Below are 18115 nucleotides of genomic sequence, written 5' to 3'. Positions count from 1 at the left end.
GACGCCGCTCCTCAGGAATGGGCTTGGGACAGACGGGGCTCGCTATTGAGCTTGGGACCGGCGGGCGGATCGCGCAGTTCGACGCGCTTGATCTCACCGACGATCACCACATAGCTGATCACCGCCAACAACGCATTGGCGCCGACAAACACCAGGGCCCACTTGAACGAACCGGTGGCGCTGATGATGTAGCCGATCACGATCGGCGTGGTGATGGAGGCGATATTGCCGAACATGTTGAACAGGCCGCCACTCAAACCGGCAATCTGCTTCGGCGAGGTATCGGAAACCACTGCCCAGCCCAGCGCACCCACGCCCTTGCCGAAGAAGGCCAGGGCCATGAAGCCCACCACCATCCATTCGATGTCCACGTAGTTGCAGGCGACGATAGTGGTCGAGAGCAACAGGCCGCCAATGATCGGCGCCTTGCGGGCAAAGGTCAGGGAATGGCCGCGACGCAGCAGGTAATCGGAAATGATCCCGCCCAGCACGCCGCCGATAAAACCGCAGATGGCCGGCAAGGAGGCGATAAAACCAGCCTTGAGAATGGTCATGCCGCGTTCCTGCACCAGGTACACCGGGAACCAGGTCAGGAAGAAATAAGTAATGCCGTTGATGCAGTACTGGCCGAGGTAGACACCGAGCATCATGCGGTTGGTCAGCAACTGGCGCACATAGTCCCACTTCGGACCGCCACCGGCGGCCTTGCCCTGGTCCATGTCGACCATGCCGCCGTTCTCGGCAATATGGTTGAACTCGGCGTCGTTGATCATCGGGTGCTGGCGCGGGCTGTGGATAACTTTCAGCCAGATCAGCGAGAACACCACGCCCAGGCAACCCATCACCAGGAACACATGCTGCCAGCCGAAGGTGAACACGATCCAGCCCATCAGCGGTGCGAACAGCACGGTGGCGAAGTATTGCGCGGAGTTGAAGATCGCCGAGGCGGTGCCGCGTTCGGCAGTGGGGAACCAGGCCGCGACGATACGGGCGTTACCGGGAAAGGATGGCGCTTCGGCCAGGCCCACCAGGAAGCGCAGCATGAACAGCGCGACCACCGCGGTGGAGACACCGAACTCGCCGACATAACCTTGCATGGCGGTGAACAGCGACCAGGTGAAGATGCTCAGTGCGTAGACTTTTTTCGAGCCGAAACGGTCGAGCAGCCAGCCGCCGGGAATCTGCCCGAGCACATAGGCCCAGCCGAAGGCGGAGAAGATATAACCGAGGGTGACGGCGTCGATGCCGAGGCTTTTTTGCAGGCTGGAGCCGGCAATGGCGATGGTGGCACGGTCGGCGTAGTTGATCGTGGTCACCAGGAACAGCATGAGCAGAATCAAATAGCGGACATGTGTCTGCTTGGTCGCTTGCATGTAGATGTACTCCCACTCTTTATTTTTTTACGCGGGTAAAACATTCAGTGATGTACCGCACGAGGCTTCAGGCAAGAGCCCCGTGCGGGTAAAGCGGATTACGAACCGATGTAGCTGGTTTTGACCACGGTGTAGAACTCCTGGGCGTAGCGACCTTGCTCGCGGGAACCGTAGGACGAACCTTTGCGCCCGCCGAACGGCACGTGGTAATCCACGCCGGCGGTCGGCAGGTTGACCATCACCATCCCGGCCTGGGAGTGGCGCTTGAAGTGATTGGCGTACTTCAGCGAAGTGGTGGCGATACCGGCGGAGAGGCCGAACTCGGTGTCGTTGGCCATGGCCAGCGCGGCTTCGTAATCGGCGACGCGGACGATATTGGCCACCGGGCCGAAGATTTCTTCACGGCTGATGCGCATCGAGGCTTCGCTGTCGGCAAACAAGGTCGGCGCGAGGAAATAGCCTTCGGTATCGCAGGTCACCAGCTCACCGCCGGAGACCAGGCGTGCGCCTTCGGACTGGCCAATGTTGATGTAGCTCAGATCCTGCTCCAGTTGCGCCTGGGACACCACGGGACCAATGTCGGTACCGCTTTTGAGGGCGTGGCCGACCTTGATCGAACGCATGCGCTCGGCCATGGCTTCGACGAACTTGTCGTGAATCCCGGCGGTGACGATCAAACGGCTGGACGCCGTGCAACGCTGGCCGGTGGAGTAGAACGCGCTCTGCACCGCCAGTTCGACGGCCTGCTTGAGGTCGGCGTCATCGAGGATGACCTGCGGGTTCTTGCCGCCCATCTCCAACTGCACCTTGGCTTGGCGCGATACACAGTTGACCGCGATCTGCCGGCCGACGCCGACCGAACCGGTGAAGCTGATACCGTCGACTTTCCGGCTGTTGACCATGGCGTCGCCGACCAGACGGCCGCTGCCCATCACCAGGTTGAATACACCGGCGGGGAAACCGGCGCGGGAAATGATTTCCGCCAGGGCCCAGGCACAACCCGGCACCAGTTCGGCCGGCTTGAGCACCACGCAGTTACCGTAGGCCAGGGCCGGAGCGATCTTCCAGGCCGGAATCGCGATCGGGAAGTTCCATGGGGTGATCAGGCCGACCACGCCCAGCGCTTCACGGGTCACTTCGACGTTGACGCCGGGACGTACCGACGGCAGGTAGTCGCCGGAGAGACGCAGGCATTCGCCGGCGAAGAACTTGAAGATATTACCGGCACGACTCACTTCGCCAATGGCTTCGGGCAGGGTCTTGCCCTCTTCCCGGGCCAGCAGGTTACCCAGCTCTTCGCGACGGGCGAGAATTTCCGAACCGACTTTATCCAGCGCATCGCTGCGGGCCTGGATGCCGGAAGTGGACCAGGCCGGGAACGCCTCACGAGCGGCGTCGATAGCCGACTGCACCTGGACCAGGTCAGCCTTGGCGTACTCACCAATGACATCGGACAAGTCCGACGGGTTGATATTGGCCGAGTACTCGGCACCGGCGACCCATTGGCCACCGATGTAGTTGTCGAAACGTTTTGCATCTGCCACGGAAAACCTCCTGAACCGAAAAAGCCGCTGATTGCTCAGCGGCCTGTTTATTCGTTCTTACTGTGCGCCTTGCTTGTCGATCAGCGCGGCCAGGGCGTCGTATTCGTCCGGCAACAGATCGGTCAGCGGCGTACGCACGGGACCGGCGTCATAACCGGCGATCTTCGCGCCAGCCTTGACGATACTCACAGCGTAGCCGGAACGACGGTTGCGGATATCCAGGTACGGCAGGAAGAAATCGTCGATGATCTTGCCGACGGTGGCGTGATCGTCCCGGGCAATGGCGTGGTAGAAATCCATCGCGGTTTTCGGGATGAAGTTGAACACCGCCGAGGAGTAGACCGGCACACCGAGGGCCTTGTAGGCCGCGGCATAGACTTCCGCGGTAGGCAGGCCGCCCAGGTAGCTGAAACGATCGCCGAGACGATGACGGATCGACACCATCAGCTCGATATCACCCAGGCCATCCTTGTAGCCGATCAGGTTCGGGCAGCGCTCGGCCAGGCGTTCCAGCAGCGGAGCCGTCAGGCGGCAGACGTTGCGGTTGTACACCACCACGCCGATCTTCACCGACTTGCACACGGCTTCAACGTGGGCGGCAACGCCTTCCTGGCTGGCTTCGGTCAGGTAGTGCGGCAGCAACAGCAGGCCCTTGGCGCCAAGACGCTCGGCTTCCTGGGCGTACTCGATGGCCTGGCGGGTCGCGCCACCGACACCGGCGAGGATCGGCACGCTACCGGCGCAGGTATCGACGGCGGTTTTCACCACTTCGGAATATTCACTGGCTGCCAGGGAGAAAAATTCACCGGTACCGCCGGCGGCGAACAGCGCGGTGGCGCCGTAAGGGGCCAGCCACTCCAGGCGCTTGACGTAGCCGGCGCGATGGAAATCGCCCTGGGCATTGAAATCGGTCACCGGAAAGGACAGCAGGCCGGAGGAGAGGATGGACTTCAGTTCTTGTGGATTCATTATTCGAACACCCTGGGAAGCACGTTGTGATGAAAGAGACAGCGCAGACTGGCTGATGTCGTACGTCATCGTACAACTTAAATAATAAAGGTCAACAGGAATCGCTCAGCCGATCCCACAAGAATCTCCCTCCTTGACGTAGGAAGTTTTTCATCTAAGCTCAACTTTAACTGTATATACATACAGTTAATTTGAACGATAAAAACGACATATCAAGGAGCCAGACATGTCAGCCACTCCACAGCACGCACAGGATTTCCTGCTGCACGACGGCAAGGTCATTGCCGAGCTGGACACCCTTTTCACCGAGCAAGGCATCGCCATTCCGGGCGATGGCGCGGCGGTGATTCTTCTCGCCGAAGGTCATCACACCCTCAAGTATCACCAGCCAACGGCGTTCGACAGCGCGCTCAAGGGCAAGCCCCAGGCGCGCTTCGAAGGCGGTGAACACACCGCCATCGGCGACAGCGCCCAGCTGCGTTTTGCCAAGGACGCACCCGCCATTCCGGCCTGGCAGGTCGAACTGCACCTGACCAACGGCCTGGCCCTGACCTACGGCCAGATCGTCGCCCTGGGTGGTGATTTCTACGGGATTGCGGACCGGCCGATCGCCGACGGCAGCACCCCGGCCGACCGGCAGGCGCGCTTTACCGCGTCCTTCAACTCCCTGGCAGTGCTGCCCGCCTCCCGCGACGAAGCGCAGAAAATCCTGCAGGTGATGAAAACCGAGATCAACGCCGCCAACCAGGCGATCAAGGACGGCAAGCAGCCTCACGAAGCCTACGACGAACTGGGCGATACCCTCTCCGGCGAGTGGAACAAGATCACCGGTGGCGGCAGCCTTGCCTCGCCGCTGTTTCCCCTTGGCCGCTACCTGAAACTGGCCGCGAGCAACTGGGACCACTTCGGCGAATGGGCTCTGCTGGCTTACCAGGCCGGGCACGCCGCCGCCCTGCAACAGGCCGCCCTGGCGCACAAGAGCGGCGTCGACCAGGATCTGGAATTGGCCTACGCGATGAACGCCTTTGCCGACCACTTCCTCACCGACCTGTTCTCCGGCGGCCATCTGCGGGTGCCGCGCAAGCAACTGGCCGACAGCGTCACCCCCAGCGATGTGGGTTCGCTGATCTCGCGTTTCATGCACGACGAAGACAGCAAGTTCGGCCTGAAAGTCAGCAACGCCCAGGGGGATCGCTGGAACTGCTACGGCGACAAGCGCTATTTCGACACGGTCGACAGCAGCAACCGACTGCGGGTCAAACAGGCGGTGCAGCAATCGGTGGATGAAGTCTTCGCGGTGTTTCTCAGTGGCGTCGTCGTACCTCCCGAAGCCTATGCCGCGCTACGTTCGGTGCCGGACCTGACGAAGGTGGAAAACAGCCAGGACAGCCTGAATTTCGCTCCATTGTTCGCCCTCAAGGGCAAGACCGTGCTGCGCCGCAACGACGTCAACAACCTCAACGACCGGAGCCAGAGCGACAGCTGGTGGGGCTGGAGTACCTACCTGCTGCTCAAGGACTACAAGCCGAACCTGCCTGCCGGCTACCTCAACCCGCCCGGCGTGGCCCCGACCCTCAAGGCCGATGGCTGGCAGAGCCGCACGCCCAGCGAACCCAACTGGCTGCCGGGCAATGCCGTGCGTTATGCCTTCAGTTACACCAAGGGGCTGGATGAGTCCTATATCGGCCCGTGGACGGCCTATGCCGAACTGACCGATCGCTTTCAGCCGACGTTGAATGTGCCGGTGGGCGGGACGGGACGTAATGTGTTCCGTCAGTTCCGTGGTGGCTCGCCGGAGCTGATCGGCACGCTGGACGGCCAGGCCACCACCTTTATCGACAACCATCAGTGACAGGGAGATCAGTCATGACCTTTACCGTAAAACTCGAACTGGCTTCCGGTCAGTCACTCAAGGATATGCCGCTGGAACTGCTGGCCGATGGCGTGGCGATTGCCCGGGCGACGGCGGATGAGACGGGGAAAGTGGTATTCGCCACCCAGGCGAAAGCCGCGAAATGGGCGGTGCGTGTGGACCGGACGATTCTGAAGCGGTAATCCGCCAAGGGCACCACGTTATCGTTCTTCGCGGGCAAGCCCTGCTCCTATAGTTTGGTGTCGTGCACAAAACCAGTGAACGACACCAAACTATAGGAGCAGGGCTTGCCCGCGAAGACGTACGACCAGACAACATCATAAACGGCAAAAACGCCTGGTTCTTCTGCAACTCAGCCTCGTCAGGAGCATGCCGACTGATTAAAACATTCACTGCATCAAAGAGGGTCAAGGTCAAAAATTTTCCGAGGGAGAAAAAACGAATACATCAGCCGCCACGTCAAACTTTCAGGCCTAGTTCAATAGCTCCGTAACTTGTCGTATAAGAAACCCATCTTCCGCGAAGTCATAATACTCAACACCGATTATTTCATTGCGTTGATCAGGGTACGCCGCGTAGGTGATGATGTCGCCTTTTGACAAATAGGCGGAAGCAAAATTCTCCCACGACCCCCAACTTGCCATGATACTTCCATCTTTAATCTTTGTTACGGTGACAGGCTCTTCCTGGTGACTTTCTTTCTTGGCTTTCGACCTAGGCAAGCCGGATTCAGGCGAGGTTGCTTCCGTGCTGACATTTGCCACAAAAGCAACGTTCACTCGATAGCTTCTATTGGCAATACTCAAGGCCGACACAACGTCTTTGTTAACGACTCTAACTTTTTGGCCTTTTATATATAAAATCTCTCCAACCTTTATCCTGATGAGGGCAGCTTCATATTGCTCTCGGGGTTCAGGCATTTCAACGAGAACATCACCAAGAAAAATTTTTATGTTCCAGGCTTCTGGCTGAGTTTTCATACTGGCACCCTTTCATCATTTATTGAATATCGATTAATTCAATGGAGGCCTGAAAAACAAAAATACGCTTTCAGGTGTGAGAAGCCTAAACCTAGGATGCGTCTTGGTGTAACTGTCAGAAATAACAGTTACGACGAACGGTCAGATCCCCGTGCGACAGCGGATGCGACGGGGGAAGTGGCATTTGATGTGCAGGCAAAAGCCACGAAATGGGCCGTGCGCGTGGATCGGACGATCCTCAACGGCGGTTGATCCAGGAGCAGACCGTTTGTCGCTACTGTCATTTCTGACGGTAGCGACAAATCTCACGGGGGAATTGAATGATTTCAGAAGGCCTGAAATCACTTCAGGTCCGGTGGAAGGAAACCCGTCATGGCGCATTCATATAGGATCAAGTTACCCGAAAACAAAGTTTCCAAGGGGGCCTCCGTCAAGGAGATAACCCTGGACGACTCCATAAACCGAGGCGACCTTCTCAGATTTGAAGTCTTTCCCGAGTTCACCTACATCGTCACCCAAAAGACCTATGAGGTGAGGCTGGACGATACCTTCCGAGTAGAGCTTGAGACGGATCTCTACACCCCCTGAGAAACTAGCCTTTCTGCGCCTCGGCCTCTTCATGGGCCTGGCGCAACCGCTCGCGGCTGTTGGTCAGATGCAGGCGCATCGCTGCCCGCGCCGCATCGGAATCCTGGCGGGCAATCGCCTCATAGATCTCTTCGTGCTCGCGCCCCAGCCGATTCATGTAGTGCTGCTGGTCATCATGGGCCAGCCGCGCCGAATTCAAACGGGTCCGGGGAATGATGCTGGTGCCCAGGTGGGTCATGATATCGGTGAAGTAGCGGTTGCCGGTGGACAGGGCAATCTGCAGGTGGAACTGGAAATCCGAAGCCACCGCATCGCTGGCATGGGCCGCGCTTTCATTCAACGCGTCCAGCGCCGCCCGCATCGCCGCCAACTGCTCGGCGCTGCGCCGTTGTGCCGCCAACCCCGCCGACTCGACTTCCAGGCTGATCCGCAACTCCAGGATCGCCAGCACATCGCGCAGGGTCACCACCGTCGCCGGATCGATCCGAAAACCGCTGGGGCTCGGCGTGTCCAGCACAAAGGTGCCGATGCCGTGGCGGGTTTCCACCTGCCCGGCCGCCTGCAGGCGCGAGATCGCCTCGCGCACCACCGTGCGGCTGACACCATGGGCCTCCATGATCGCCGACTCGGTGGGTAACTTGTCCCCGCGCTTGAGCTGACCATCACGGATCTGCTCGGAGAGCACGGTGACCAGCTCCTGGGCAAGACTACGGCGCTTTCGGGTCGGGCGAAGCCCGGCGCTCTGGTTTTCCATATCGAACATCTATCTCGGCTGAACGGCTGAGCGCGCATCATAGCTCAACCGGGTTGTACGATCACTGTTGGCTATGCGCTGACCGCTTCCTGAGTGACCAGATGTCCACGCTCGATCCGCAGATGCCGTGGGTGGAATTTCTTCAAGCTGCTGCGATGGCCGACGCTGACAATGCCCAGCCCCGGAATCTGATCGATCAGGGCCTGATAGAGGTCTGTTTCGTCTTCTTCATCCATGGCCGAGGTGGCCTCGTCCATAAACAGCCATTGCGGCGCATACAACAGCGCACGGGCGAAGGCCAGGCGCTGTTGCTCGCCCGGGGACAACATGCGTTGCCAGTGATTGCTTTCCTCCAGGCGCCCGGCCAGGTGCGGCAGACGGCAAGTCTGCAAGACCTCCTGATAACGCTCATCCGAGTAGGCATCGCTGGGCTGCGGATAACTCATTGCCTCACGCAGGCTGCCAATCGGCAGGTAAGGTTTCTGCGGCAGGAACAGCGAGCGCGCGGCCGGCAACCGGATACTGCCACCGCCCCGTGGCCAGAGATTGCCCATGGCCCGCAACAGGGTACTTTTGCCCGTGCCGGAACGCCCGCTGAGCATCACCCGTTCGCCCGGAGCCACATTCATGTTCGCACCGGCCAGCAGATGCCGACCGTCCGCCAGATCCAGCTCCAGGTTGTTCACCTGCAAGGCTTCACCCTGGCTCTGCACGTCGATGGCCGGAACACGCTCTTCATTGTCGAGCATGGCCTGGCGGAAACTCAGCAGACGGTCACAGGTGGCTTTCCACACCGCGAGGTTGGAGTACGCATCGATAAACCAGCTGAAGTTTTCCTGCACATTGCCGAACGCCGAGTTGATCTGCATCAGCTCGCCGAGCTGGATCTTGCCGGCGAAATAGCGCGGTGCCGCCACCATGAACGGGAAGATGATCGCAATCTGGCTGTAACCGGCGGTGAAGAACGTCAAGCGCTTGGTCACTCGCATCAGCGCCCAGTAGTTGGACCAGACCTTGCCGAAACGCGAGCTCAGGCGCTGCGTTTCATTCGGCTCGCCATCATAAAGGGCAATGCTTTCGGCGTTTTCGCGAACCCGCACCAACGAGAAGCGCATATCGGCCTCAAAACGTTGTTGTTGGTTGTTCAACGGAATCAAGTGGCGACCGATCAGCCGGGTCAACCAGCTGCCGACGGCCGCGTAGAGGAAGGCGCACCAGAACATGTAGCCGGGAATGCTGATACCGAAGACTTCGATACTCCCCGATACCCCCCAGAGGATGATCGAGAACGACACCAGGCTGACCACCGTGCGAAACAGGCCAAGGCCCAGGGTCAGGGTATCGGCGGTAAAACTGTTGAGGTCTTCACTCAGCCGTTGGTCCGGGTTGTCGGTGTTCCCGCCTGCCTCCATCTGGTAGTAGTTCTTGTGCTCGAGCCAGCGCTTGAAATGCTGCTCGGTCAGCCAGCGGCGCCAACTGATGGTGAGCATCTGGGTCAGGTACAGCCGATAGACCGCGCCGAGGATGGCCACGGCGGCAATCCCGCCGAAATACAGGATCAGGTGCCAGAAGGCCGCACCGTTTTTCTCCTGCAAGGCGTTATAGAAATCCTTGTACCAATTGTTCAGCCAGACCGAAATGCCGACGCTGAAGAGTGACAGGGCCACCACACAGATCAGCAACAGCCAGGCCTTGCCCTTCTCCTCACTGCGCCAGTAAGGCGAGGCCAGTTGCCAGACCCTACGAAAAAAATGCCCTTCTACTGCATCGTTGACCGCGGAATATTCAGCGTTCTTAGTCATTCTAAGGCTCGGTTGGCGTAAGAAATTTCACCAACCGATCATAGATGATTCGCGCCCGGCGTAGCGCGATTTGAAAAGGATTCGTTCAGCGGCGGTTCAGCGCCGCACCGGCCGTTTCTGCAATTTGCGCTGCAAGGTCCGCCGATGCATGCCCAGGGCGCGGGCGGTGGCGGAGATATTGCCTTCGTGCTCGGTCAACACGCGCTGGATATGCTCCCATTGCAGGCGATCCACCGACATCGGGTTTTCCGGCACCAGGGTATCGAGGTCGGCATGCTCGGAGAGCAGGGCCGCCAGCACGTCGTCGGCATCCGCCGGCTTGCACAGGTAGTTGCAGGCCCCGCGCTTGATCGCTTCCACCGCCGTGGCGATGCTCGAATAGCCGGTGAGGATCAGCACGCGCATCTCCGGATCGAGCTCCAGCAGCTTGGGCAGCAGCACCAGGCCGGAATCGCCGTCCATCTTCAGGTCCAGCGCGGCGTAGTCCGGCAGGTCCTGCTGGGCCAGGATCAGGCCCTCTTCGGCGGAACCGGCGGTGCTGACGCGAAAGCCACGGCGGCTCATGGCGCGCGCCATCACGCGGGTAAAGGTGGCGTCGTCGTCCACCAGCAACAGGTGCGGCAGTTCCTCGCCTTCGACCTGGATCTCGTCACTCATGCTTCTTCTCCTCGGGCAACACGGGGCAGGCGCAGCTCGGTGAGCGTGCCACCTTCCTCATGACTGTAGAGTTTCACCGAGCCGCCAGCGCGGGTCACGCTGGCCTTGCTCAAGAACAGGCCCAGGCCGAAGCCTTTGCCCTTGGTGGTGAAAAACGGTTTGCCGATCTGCTCGGCGATGGCCAGCGGCACTCCGGCGCCGTGGTCGCGAATATTGATGGTGAGGTTTTCCTCATCCCAGTCCAACTGCACTTCGAGGCCTTCGGGACAGGCATCGGCGGCGTTGTTCAACAGGTTGAGCAAGGCCTGGGTCAGGTCCGGCGGCGGCGCCAGGCGCGGCACATCGCCCTGGCCAAGGCGCTGGAAGCGGTAACTGGCTTCCGGGCGCATCAGGTGCCAGCGGTTCAGCGCTTCGTCGAGCCAGACCGTGACATCCTGCATCTCCACCGCCAGCCGGCGATTGGCCTCGGCGGCGCGGACCAGTTGCTGCAAGGTCTGCTTGCATAGCTTGACCTGGTCCTGGAGCACGCTCAGGTCGTCCTGGAGCAGCGGGTCCGAATGGTCCTGGCGCATTTCCTTGAGCAGCACGCTCATGGTTGCCAGGGGCGTACCCAATTCATGGGCGGCGCCGGCGGCCTGGGTCGCTACCGCCAGCAGTTGCTGGTCCCGCAGCCCCTCTTCACGGCGCAGGGCGCGCAACTCTTCCTGGCGGCGCAATTCCTCGGCCATCTTCGCGGCGAAGAACGTGATCACCGCGGCGGCCAGGGCAAAGCTCAGCCACATGCCATAGATCTGCAGCTTCTCCCGAGAGATCGGGAAGGTTTCCAGCGGGTAGAACTGCACCAGCAACAAGGTGTAGAGCACCAGCGCCGCACCGGAGAGCACCACCGAATAGCGCCAGGGCAAAGTCACGGCGGCGATGGTCAGGGGTACCAGGTAATAGGAGACGAAGGGGTTGGTCGAGCCGCCGGAGAAATACAGCAAGGCGCTGTGGATAAACAGGTCGCAGGCCAGTTGCACGGCGTATTCGAGTTCAGTGACCGGCCAGGTAGTCCGCAGGCGCACCACGGTGAAGGCGCAGAGCACCATGGAACAGGCCAGGGTCATTGCCAGTTGCAGCCAGGGCAACGGCAGCAGGTCGAACCAGTAGGCGATACCCACGGAACCGGCCTGGGCCGCCAGCACCAGAATACGGATAAAGGTCAGGCGCCAGAGGTTCTGACGGGTCGCGGACAACAACTGAACGGGGGCGAGCATGAGCTCTCCTGATGAGCGCTCCAGGCGGATCGCCACGAGTATAACCAGCCGGGGCGCGGACAGGCGAATGTGCGGCAAACCGCCACAGTCGGCAGACATCAGCGAGCGTTGTGAGACCGGCCATTGGAAAACGATTCAACGGCCGGCTGAACGCCACTGTTTATCCATGCAATCGCACCAGAGCAAAGGCGGCGGACTGGTCCACTTTGTAAATGAAGATAATTTTCCCGTCCGGCTGTACAGAAAGCCCATTGATAATGGCCTCACCGTCGAACATGACAACCCCCTCATTACCAAAAGCACCGTCCCACCCCATATCCTGCTCGATGCTGGCAATAAAAACTTTACTAAAGCCAGAAGAGGCAAGTGCAACAGAGCCTGCAACGACCACGGTTGATCGCGGATTATAGAGCGCCGCTTTCCAGACCACAGTGTCAGCCGTGTTTGGACCACCGACAGAGCCACCCCATCCTTGCTCTCCAAAAAGCGGATCCACCTGGCCATCCATTCCACGACGTTGGAGCACAATGAACAAATGCTGGGAGGCTGTATTTGCAGAGGTCCCGACAAAATACAATTTCGCGTCGCTCACCCTAGGCAAAATGACGTTTTTGACACTCGGCGGGCCATCATAGTAGCCATCGGTCGCAAAATGAGTATCCAAATTACCATCAGCATCATATCTGGCAATAAACCACTCCCCCGCCCCAGTAAAGCGAGAGGTGACTGCCACCAAAAAATGGTCACCTTGGCGCAAAAGGTCTTCGGCCCAGACATGCCGATTATTTCGAGAAATAGACTTGTACCCCACTTCACAAAATGTTTTGTCCAGGAAACCATCATTACCCACTTTCGTGAGAAAAGTCACATCAAAAACACCAACATGGAGAGTCGACAGAATCATGACGCCGCCGTCATCCAGTAACGCCATCGCCCCATGATAACTCCGGGAGCCGGCGTTTCGTATAGCCTCCTCATCAGGTGAAACCGCTGCCCACGGAACATTGCTTGTATCTTCATAGCTCCAGATCATTACCCCGTCAATCCCGAAATCCTCATCTAAATTCCCATTCAACTCAAACCTTGCCAACCCCGTGACTCCGGTATTAGATCCATCACCGACAAAGAAACCCATCACAACCTTATTACGATCAACATCAAATTTCACATTATAAGGTTGCGCCAGCCCCATCCCTGGAAAAAAATCAGACAGCTTAAATCGAGAAATCCCCGCACTACCAAAACTTGCATCTACAACACCCCGATCATCAAGCCTGATCAGATAGGTCGTCTGAAGCTGAACCGAGTAGGCTGCGCACAGTATTTTTCCGTCTGGGAGTATATGAGTAGCGCAGGGCTGCAGATAAACTCCGGTGCCATCAAACAAATAAACTTTACCGGCCACACCAAACGTATAGTCCAGGCTACCCCGAACCTCTGCTTTTTCGCTTGAATCATTTGAACCAGTCATATATTAACCCTCCATAAGGATTGACGAAAAAAAGACATTAACGCGCCTGATAGTAAATCGTCACCTGTCAGAAATGACAGTTCACTAGATGGATTAGATATAAAAACCCTTATTAACGATCAGCGATTGATCTAAGTATAAAGACATAAATTTTCTCGTATAATTTGTGCATTCTCTGTCTTTGCTCAAAGTCGTCCATGAGACGCGCAACCACTCCCTACGCTACCGACGTACAAGCGTTGAATGCCGCCAGCACGGTGAAAAGCCGCCTTGTGTCGATCTGCGCCCACGGGTAAAAACAGCGCAACCTCGTGGGCAGTGGCCGCTATATGTATTGAAGTTGTAACGACGCGAACCGGACAATCCCGGCGTAGTCTGATGCCTGCACGCGGGACTGCCCGACACCACCCGCGCATCGAATCCCAAGGAGCCTTTATGCACTTCACGCGCCGCGCCGCCCTTCTCGCCATCAGCCTCAGTACCCTGGCCAGCCTGCCGGCCCTGGCCGCCGACGAGCCGCACTACAACCAGATTTCCCTGCGTGCCGAAGCCAGCCAGGAAGTGGACCGCGACCTGATGATCGTGACCCTCTATACCGAGGCGCAGAACAGCGATCCGGCCAAGCTCGCCGCCGATATCACCACCACCCTGAACAAGGCACTGGGCCAGGCCAAGGCGGTCAAGGAAATCACCCTGCGCCAGGGCAGCCGCAACAGCTACCCGATCTACGACAACAAGACCCAGAAGATCACCGGCTGGCGCGAACGCGCCGAGCTGCGCCTGGAAAGCGCCGACTTCGCCGCGCTGTCCAAGCTGACCGGTGAGTTGATGCAGGACCTGAAAATGGAAAGCATGAACTTCGCCATTTCCACCGCCACCCGCAAGACCAGCGAGGATGCCCTGTTCAAGGAAGCCATCGCCGCGTTCAAGGCACGCGCCCAACTGGCCACCGAGGCCCTGGGCGGCAAGAGCTACAAGATCGTCAACCTGAACCTCAGCAGCAATGGTTATCCACAGCCGTACGCCCGTGGCGCGATGATGATGATGAAAGCCCCAGCCATGGATGCCGCGCCGACACCGGACGTGGAAGCCGGCAAGGCACAAGTCAACATGAATGCCGAGGGGGTGATCGAGGTCCAGCAGTAAACACTCTTCGCTGACCCCGGATTGTCGGCACCAAGGCCTCGATAGGCCGTGCTAGAGTCGGAACCCTCCCCGCTCTATTACGCACCTTCGAGGCTTTTCAATGGAAAAGATTGCCTTCAAACCGCTGCTGCTGGCGGCCACCCTGCTGGCCTGTACACCCCTGGCCCAGGCGGCCTCGACCCTGGTCTACTGCTCCGAAGCCAGCCCCGCTGGCTTCGACCCGAGCCAGTACACCAGCGGCACCGACTTCGACGCCTCGGCCGAAACCGTGTTCAACCGCCTGGCCCAGTTCAAGCGCGGCGGCACCGAGGTCGAGCCCGGCCTGGCCACCCGTTGGGACGTTGCTCCGGACGGCCTGAGCTACACCTTTCATCTACGCTCCGGCGTGAAGTTCCACACCACCGACGACTTCAAGCCGAGCCGCGACTTCAACGCCGAAGACGTGCTCTTCACCTTCCAGCGCCTGCTCGATGCCAATCATCCGTTCCGCAAGGCCTACCCTTCGGAATCGCCGTATTTCAGCGATATGGACCTCAACACCACGATCAAGAACGTCGAAAAACTCGACGAGCAGACCGTGCGCTTCACCCTGAACCATATCGACGCCGCCTTCGTGCAGAACCTGGCCATGAGCTTCGCCTCGATCCAGTCCGCCGAATACGCCGACAAGCTGCTCAAGGAAGGTCGCGCCGCCGACATCAACCAGAAGCCGGTGGGAACCGGGCCGTTCGTGTTCAAGCGCTACCAGAAGGACTCGCAGATCCGCTATGTGGCCAACAAGGACTACTGGAAACCCGAGGACGTCAAACTCGATAACCTGATCTTCGCCATCACCCCGGATGCCGCCGCCCGCCTGCAAAAACTCAAGGCCGGGGAATGCCAGGTCAGCGGCTACCCGCGCCCGGCCGATATCGAGATCATGAAGCAGGACAAGAACCTGGTGGTGCTCCAGCAGCCAGGTTTCAACCTCGGCTTCCTCGCCTACAACGTGACCCACAAGCCCCTGGACCAGCTGAAGGTCCGCCAGGCCCTGGACATGGCCATCGACAAGCCGGCGATCATCAAGGCCGTCTACCAGAGCGCCGGCCAACTGGCGCAGAACGCCTTGCCACCAGGCCAGTGGTCTTATGACCCGACCATCAAGGACGCGCCCTACGACCCGACCAAGGCCCGCGCGCTGCTCAAGGAAGCCGGCGTGGCCGAAGGCACCAGCATCGACCTGTGGGCGATGACCGTGCAACGGGCCTCCAACCCCAACGCGCGGATGTCGGCGCAGATGATCCAGGCCGACTGGGCCAAGGTCGGAATCAAGGCCAATATCGTCAGCTATGAGTGGGGCGAGTACATCAAGCGCGCCAAGAACGGCGAGCATGACGTCATGATCTATGGCTGGACCGGCGACAACGGGGACCCGGACAACTGGCTCGGCGTGCTCTACAGCTGTGCCGCGGTCAAGGGCAGCAACTACGCGAAATGGTGCGACCCGGCCTATGATCAACTGATCCAGAAAGCCAAGCTCAGCAGCAACCATGACGAACGGGTCAAGCTCTACCAGCAGGCGCAGAAAGTCCTCAAGGAACAGGTGCCGATCACCCCGATCGCCAACTCGACGGTGTTCCAGCCGATGCGCAAGGAAGTGCACGACTTCAAGATCAGCCCTTTCGGCCTGACACCCTTCTACGGCGTGAGCCTGGGCCAGTAACTTAACGCCCCAACCGGGTGCGCCAGACGCCCCGGTTGCCCGCTTGAAGTGCGCCCCGCGCACCTGAAAAAACCCTCGAAACCTGTCAAATGCGTCAGAATTTACACATATGCGACATTCGTGTACGTTCGTGCCACTCTTTGAGGCTTCGCACGTATCTGCATCTTGCAATGGGTATGGGGCCTGCATAAGTATCCGCAGGTCGACTCACGAGGTCGTCCTCAAAACCAAAAATGACAACAAATCATGAGGCCACCATGCTTAAAAAAGCAGTCATTCCGTTTTTAGTCGGCGCAGGCCTCTTGGCCAGCGCACCGTTCGCCGTCGCCGCGACTAACCTGGTGTTCTGCTCCGAAGGGAGCCCGGCCGGTTTCGATCCAGGCCTGTACACCGCCGGAACCGACTTCGACGCCTCCGCGGAAACCGTCTTCAACCGTCTGAGCCAGTTCGAACGTGGCGGCACCGCCGTGATTCCTGGCCTGGCGACCAGCTGGGACGTGACCCCGGACGGCCTGAGCTACACCTTCCATCTGCGTGAAGGCGTCAAGTTCCACACCACCGACTACTTCAAGCCGACGCGTAACTTCAACGCCGACGACGTGCTGTTCACCTTCAACCGCATGCTCGACAAGGACATGCCGTTCCGCAAGGCGTACCCGACCGAATTCCCGTACTTCACCGACATGGGCATGGACGGCAACATCACCAAGGTGGAAAAACTCGACGACAAGACCGTCAAGTTCACCCTGAAAACCGTGGACGCCGCGTTCATCCAGGACTTGGCGATGAGCTTCGCCTCGATCCAGTCCGCCGAGTACGCCGACAAGCTGCTCAAGGAAGGCAAGGCCAGCGACATCAACCAGAAGCCGATCGGCACCGGTCCGTTCGTGTTCAAGAGCTACCAGAAAGACTCCAACATCCGCTACACCGGGAACAAGGACTACTGGAAGCCTGAAGACGTCAAGGTCGACAACCTGATCTTCGCCATCACCACCGACCCGTCGGTACGCGCGCAGAAGCTCAAGAAAGGCGAATGCCAGATCACCGCCTACCCACGTCCGGCCGACATCGCCCCGCTCAAGGCCGATACCAGCCTGAAGATGCCTGAACAGGCCGGCTTCAACCTGGGTTACATCGCCTACAACGTGATGCCGGTCCTCAAGGACCAGACCGCCGCCAACCCCTTGGCTGACCTGCGCGTACGCCAAGCGCTGGACATGTCGGTGAACAAGAAGCAGATCATCGAATCGGTTTACCAGGGCGCCGGCCAACTGGCCGTCAATGCCATGCCGCCGACCCAATGGTCCTACGACACCACCGTCAAGGACGCCAAGTACGATCCGGAAAAAGCCAAGGAACTGCTCAAGGAAGCCGGCGTCAAGCCAGGCACCGAGATCACCCTGTGGGCCATGCCGGTCCAGCGTCCGTACAACCCCAACGCCAAGCTGATGGCTGAAATGCTCCAGTCCGACTGGAAGAACATCGGCCTCAACGTCAAGATCGTCAGCTACGAGTGGGGCGAATACCTCAAGCGGGCCAAGGGCGGCGAGCAGCAAGCCATGCTGATCGGCTGGAGCGGTGACAATGGGGACCCCGACAACTGGCTGGGCGTGCTGTTCGGCTGTGATGCGGTCAACGGCAACAACTTCTCGAAGTTCTGCTACAAACCTTTCGAGGACCTGATCAAGGAAGCCAAGTCGACTGCCGACCAGGCCAAACGCACCGAGCTGTACAAGCAGGCGCAACACATCCTCAAAGACCAAGTCCCCTATACACCTATCGCACACTCGACGGTGTACCAACCCATGAGCGCCAAGGTGCAGGACTTCAAGATCAGCCCGTTCGGCTTGAACTCCTTCTACGGCGTCAGCGTCAGCAAGTGAGGTTGCGCGAAGACAACGTCCTAGGACGTTGTCTTCACCTCCCCGCCAGAATTGCAGGAATTGTCCGGAATCCGTCGGCGGAAACACGCAAACGGATGACCGCTGCACAGAGTTTTC

Annotated in this window: 15 protein-coding genes; 6 read left to right on the top strand and 9 right to left on the bottom strand. The window is 59.2% G+C overall.

The annotated features are described in order from the left end of the window. Positions 1 to 11: 11 nt before the first annotated feature. The 3 genes from M5C01_RS28425 to kdgD form a co-directional block, all read right to left on the bottom strand. The gene (locus M5C01_RS28425) at positions 12 to 1373 is read right to left on the bottom strand and encodes an MFS transporter (protein WP_152741204.1); all 1362 of its coding nucleotides are present in this window, start codon (positions 1371 to 1373) and stop codon (positions 12 to 14) included. A gap of 98 nt (positions 1374 to 1471) precedes the next feature. Further along, a complete protein-coding gene (locus tag M5C01_RS28420; protein WP_177099434.1) occupies positions 1472 to 2917 on the bottom strand; it encodes an aldehyde dehydrogenase family protein in 1446 nt (481 codons plus the stop codon). Between the two features lie 57 nt (positions 2918 to 2974). Continuing rightward, entirely contained in the window at positions 2975 to 3886 is a 912-nt protein-coding gene (gene kdgD / locus M5C01_RS28415) for a 5-dehydro-4-deoxyglucarate dehydratase (RefSeq protein WP_100941245.1), read from the bottom strand. 226 nt (positions 3887 to 4112) lie between these two features. Here kdgD and M5C01_RS28410 point away from each other — a divergent pair, with 226 nt between their 5' ends. Together M5C01_RS28410 and M5C01_RS28405 are read left to right on the top strand one after the other, a co-directional pair. Next, entirely contained in the window at positions 4113 to 5738 is a 1626-nt protein-coding gene (locus M5C01_RS28410; RefSeq protein ID WP_152741206.1) for a phospholipase, read from the top strand. 14 nt (positions 5739 to 5752) lie between these two features. Next, positions 5753 to 5941, top strand: coding sequence for a hypothetical protein (locus M5C01_RS28405; RefSeq protein ID WP_103494730.1), 189 nt, complete (start codon positions 5753 to 5755; stop codon positions 5939 to 5941). Positions 5942 to 6232: 291 nt separating this feature from the next. Here M5C01_RS28405 and M5C01_RS28400 read toward each other — a convergent pair whose 3' ends face one another. Then, entirely contained in the window at positions 6233 to 6739 is a 507-nt protein-coding gene (locus M5C01_RS28400) for a hypothetical protein (protein WP_103494729.1), read from the bottom strand. 372 nt (positions 6740 to 7111) lie between these two features. Here M5C01_RS28400 and M5C01_RS28395 point away from each other — a divergent pair, with 372 nt between their 5' ends. Further along, positions 7112 to 7327 (top strand): hypothetical protein, encoded by a 216-nt coding sequence (locus M5C01_RS28395; protein WP_152741207.1) that lies wholly within the window; start codon positions 7112 to 7114, stop codon positions 7325 to 7327. Between the two features lie 4 nt (positions 7328 to 7331). On the opposite strand, the gene M5C01_RS28390 is transcribed toward M5C01_RS28395, so the two are convergent. The 5 genes from M5C01_RS28390 to M5C01_RS28370 form a co-directional block, all read right to left on the bottom strand. Beyond that, the gene (locus M5C01_RS28390) at positions 7332 to 8081 is read right to left on the bottom strand and encodes a FadR/GntR family transcriptional regulator (RefSeq protein ID WP_103494727.1); all 750 of its coding nucleotides are present in this window, start codon (positions 8079 to 8081) and stop codon (positions 7332 to 7334) included. 71 nt (positions 8082 to 8152) lie between these two features. Beyond that, positions 8153 to 9883, bottom strand: coding sequence for an ABC transporter ATP-binding protein/permease (locus M5C01_RS28385; protein ID WP_103494726.1), 1731 nt, complete (start codon positions 9881 to 9883; stop codon positions 8153 to 8155). A 96-nt stretch (positions 9884 to 9979) separates the two neighbouring features. Further along, complete coding sequence (locus tag M5C01_RS28380) at positions 9980 to 10540, bottom strand: response regulator transcription factor (protein ID WP_100941240.1); 561 nt, start codon at positions 10538 to 10540, stop codon at positions 9980 to 9982. Beyond that, positions 10537 to 11796: an ATP-binding protein gene (locus M5C01_RS28375; RefSeq protein ID WP_100941239.1), complete on the bottom strand. Its 1260-nt coding sequence runs from the start codon at positions 11794 to 11796 to the stop codon at positions 10537 to 10539. The genes M5C01_RS28380 and M5C01_RS28375 overlap by 4 nt, the downstream gene beginning before the upstream one ends. 160 nt (positions 11797 to 11956) lie before the next feature. Next, positions 11957 to 13267: a hypothetical protein gene (locus M5C01_RS28370; RefSeq protein WP_152741208.1), complete on the bottom strand. Its 1311-nt coding sequence runs from the start codon at positions 13265 to 13267 to the stop codon at positions 11957 to 11959. A gap of 435 nt (positions 13268 to 13702) precedes the next feature. Here M5C01_RS28370 and M5C01_RS28365 point away from each other — a divergent pair, with 435 nt between their 5' ends. From M5C01_RS28365 to M5C01_RS28355, 3 genes are all read left to right on the top strand, one after another. Beyond that, a complete protein-coding gene (locus tag M5C01_RS28365) occupies positions 13703 to 14413 on the top strand; it encodes an SIMPL domain-containing protein (RefSeq protein ID WP_152741209.1) in 711 nt (236 codons plus the stop codon). Between the two features lie 100 nt (positions 14414 to 14513). After that, entirely contained in the window at positions 14514 to 16115 is a 1602-nt protein-coding gene (locus tag M5C01_RS28360; protein WP_152741210.1) for an ABC transporter substrate-binding protein, read from the top strand. A gap of 257 nt (positions 16116 to 16372) precedes the next feature. Continuing rightward, positions 16373 to 17998 (top strand): ABC transporter substrate-binding protein, encoded by a 1626-nt coding sequence (locus M5C01_RS28355; RefSeq protein WP_152741211.1) that lies wholly within the window; start codon positions 16373 to 16375, stop codon positions 17996 to 17998. Positions 17999 to 18115 lie beyond the last annotated feature (117 nt).

It is taken from the genome of Pseudomonas sp. MWU12-2319, assembly GCF_023242525.1.
Taxonomy (GTDB): Bacteria; Pseudomonadota; Gammaproteobacteria; order Pseudomonadales; family Pseudomonadaceae; genus Aquipseudomonas; species Aquipseudomonas gingeri_D.
Note: the sequence above shows the minus strand (reverse complement) of the source record. Positions and strands in the feature narration are given on the sequence as shown.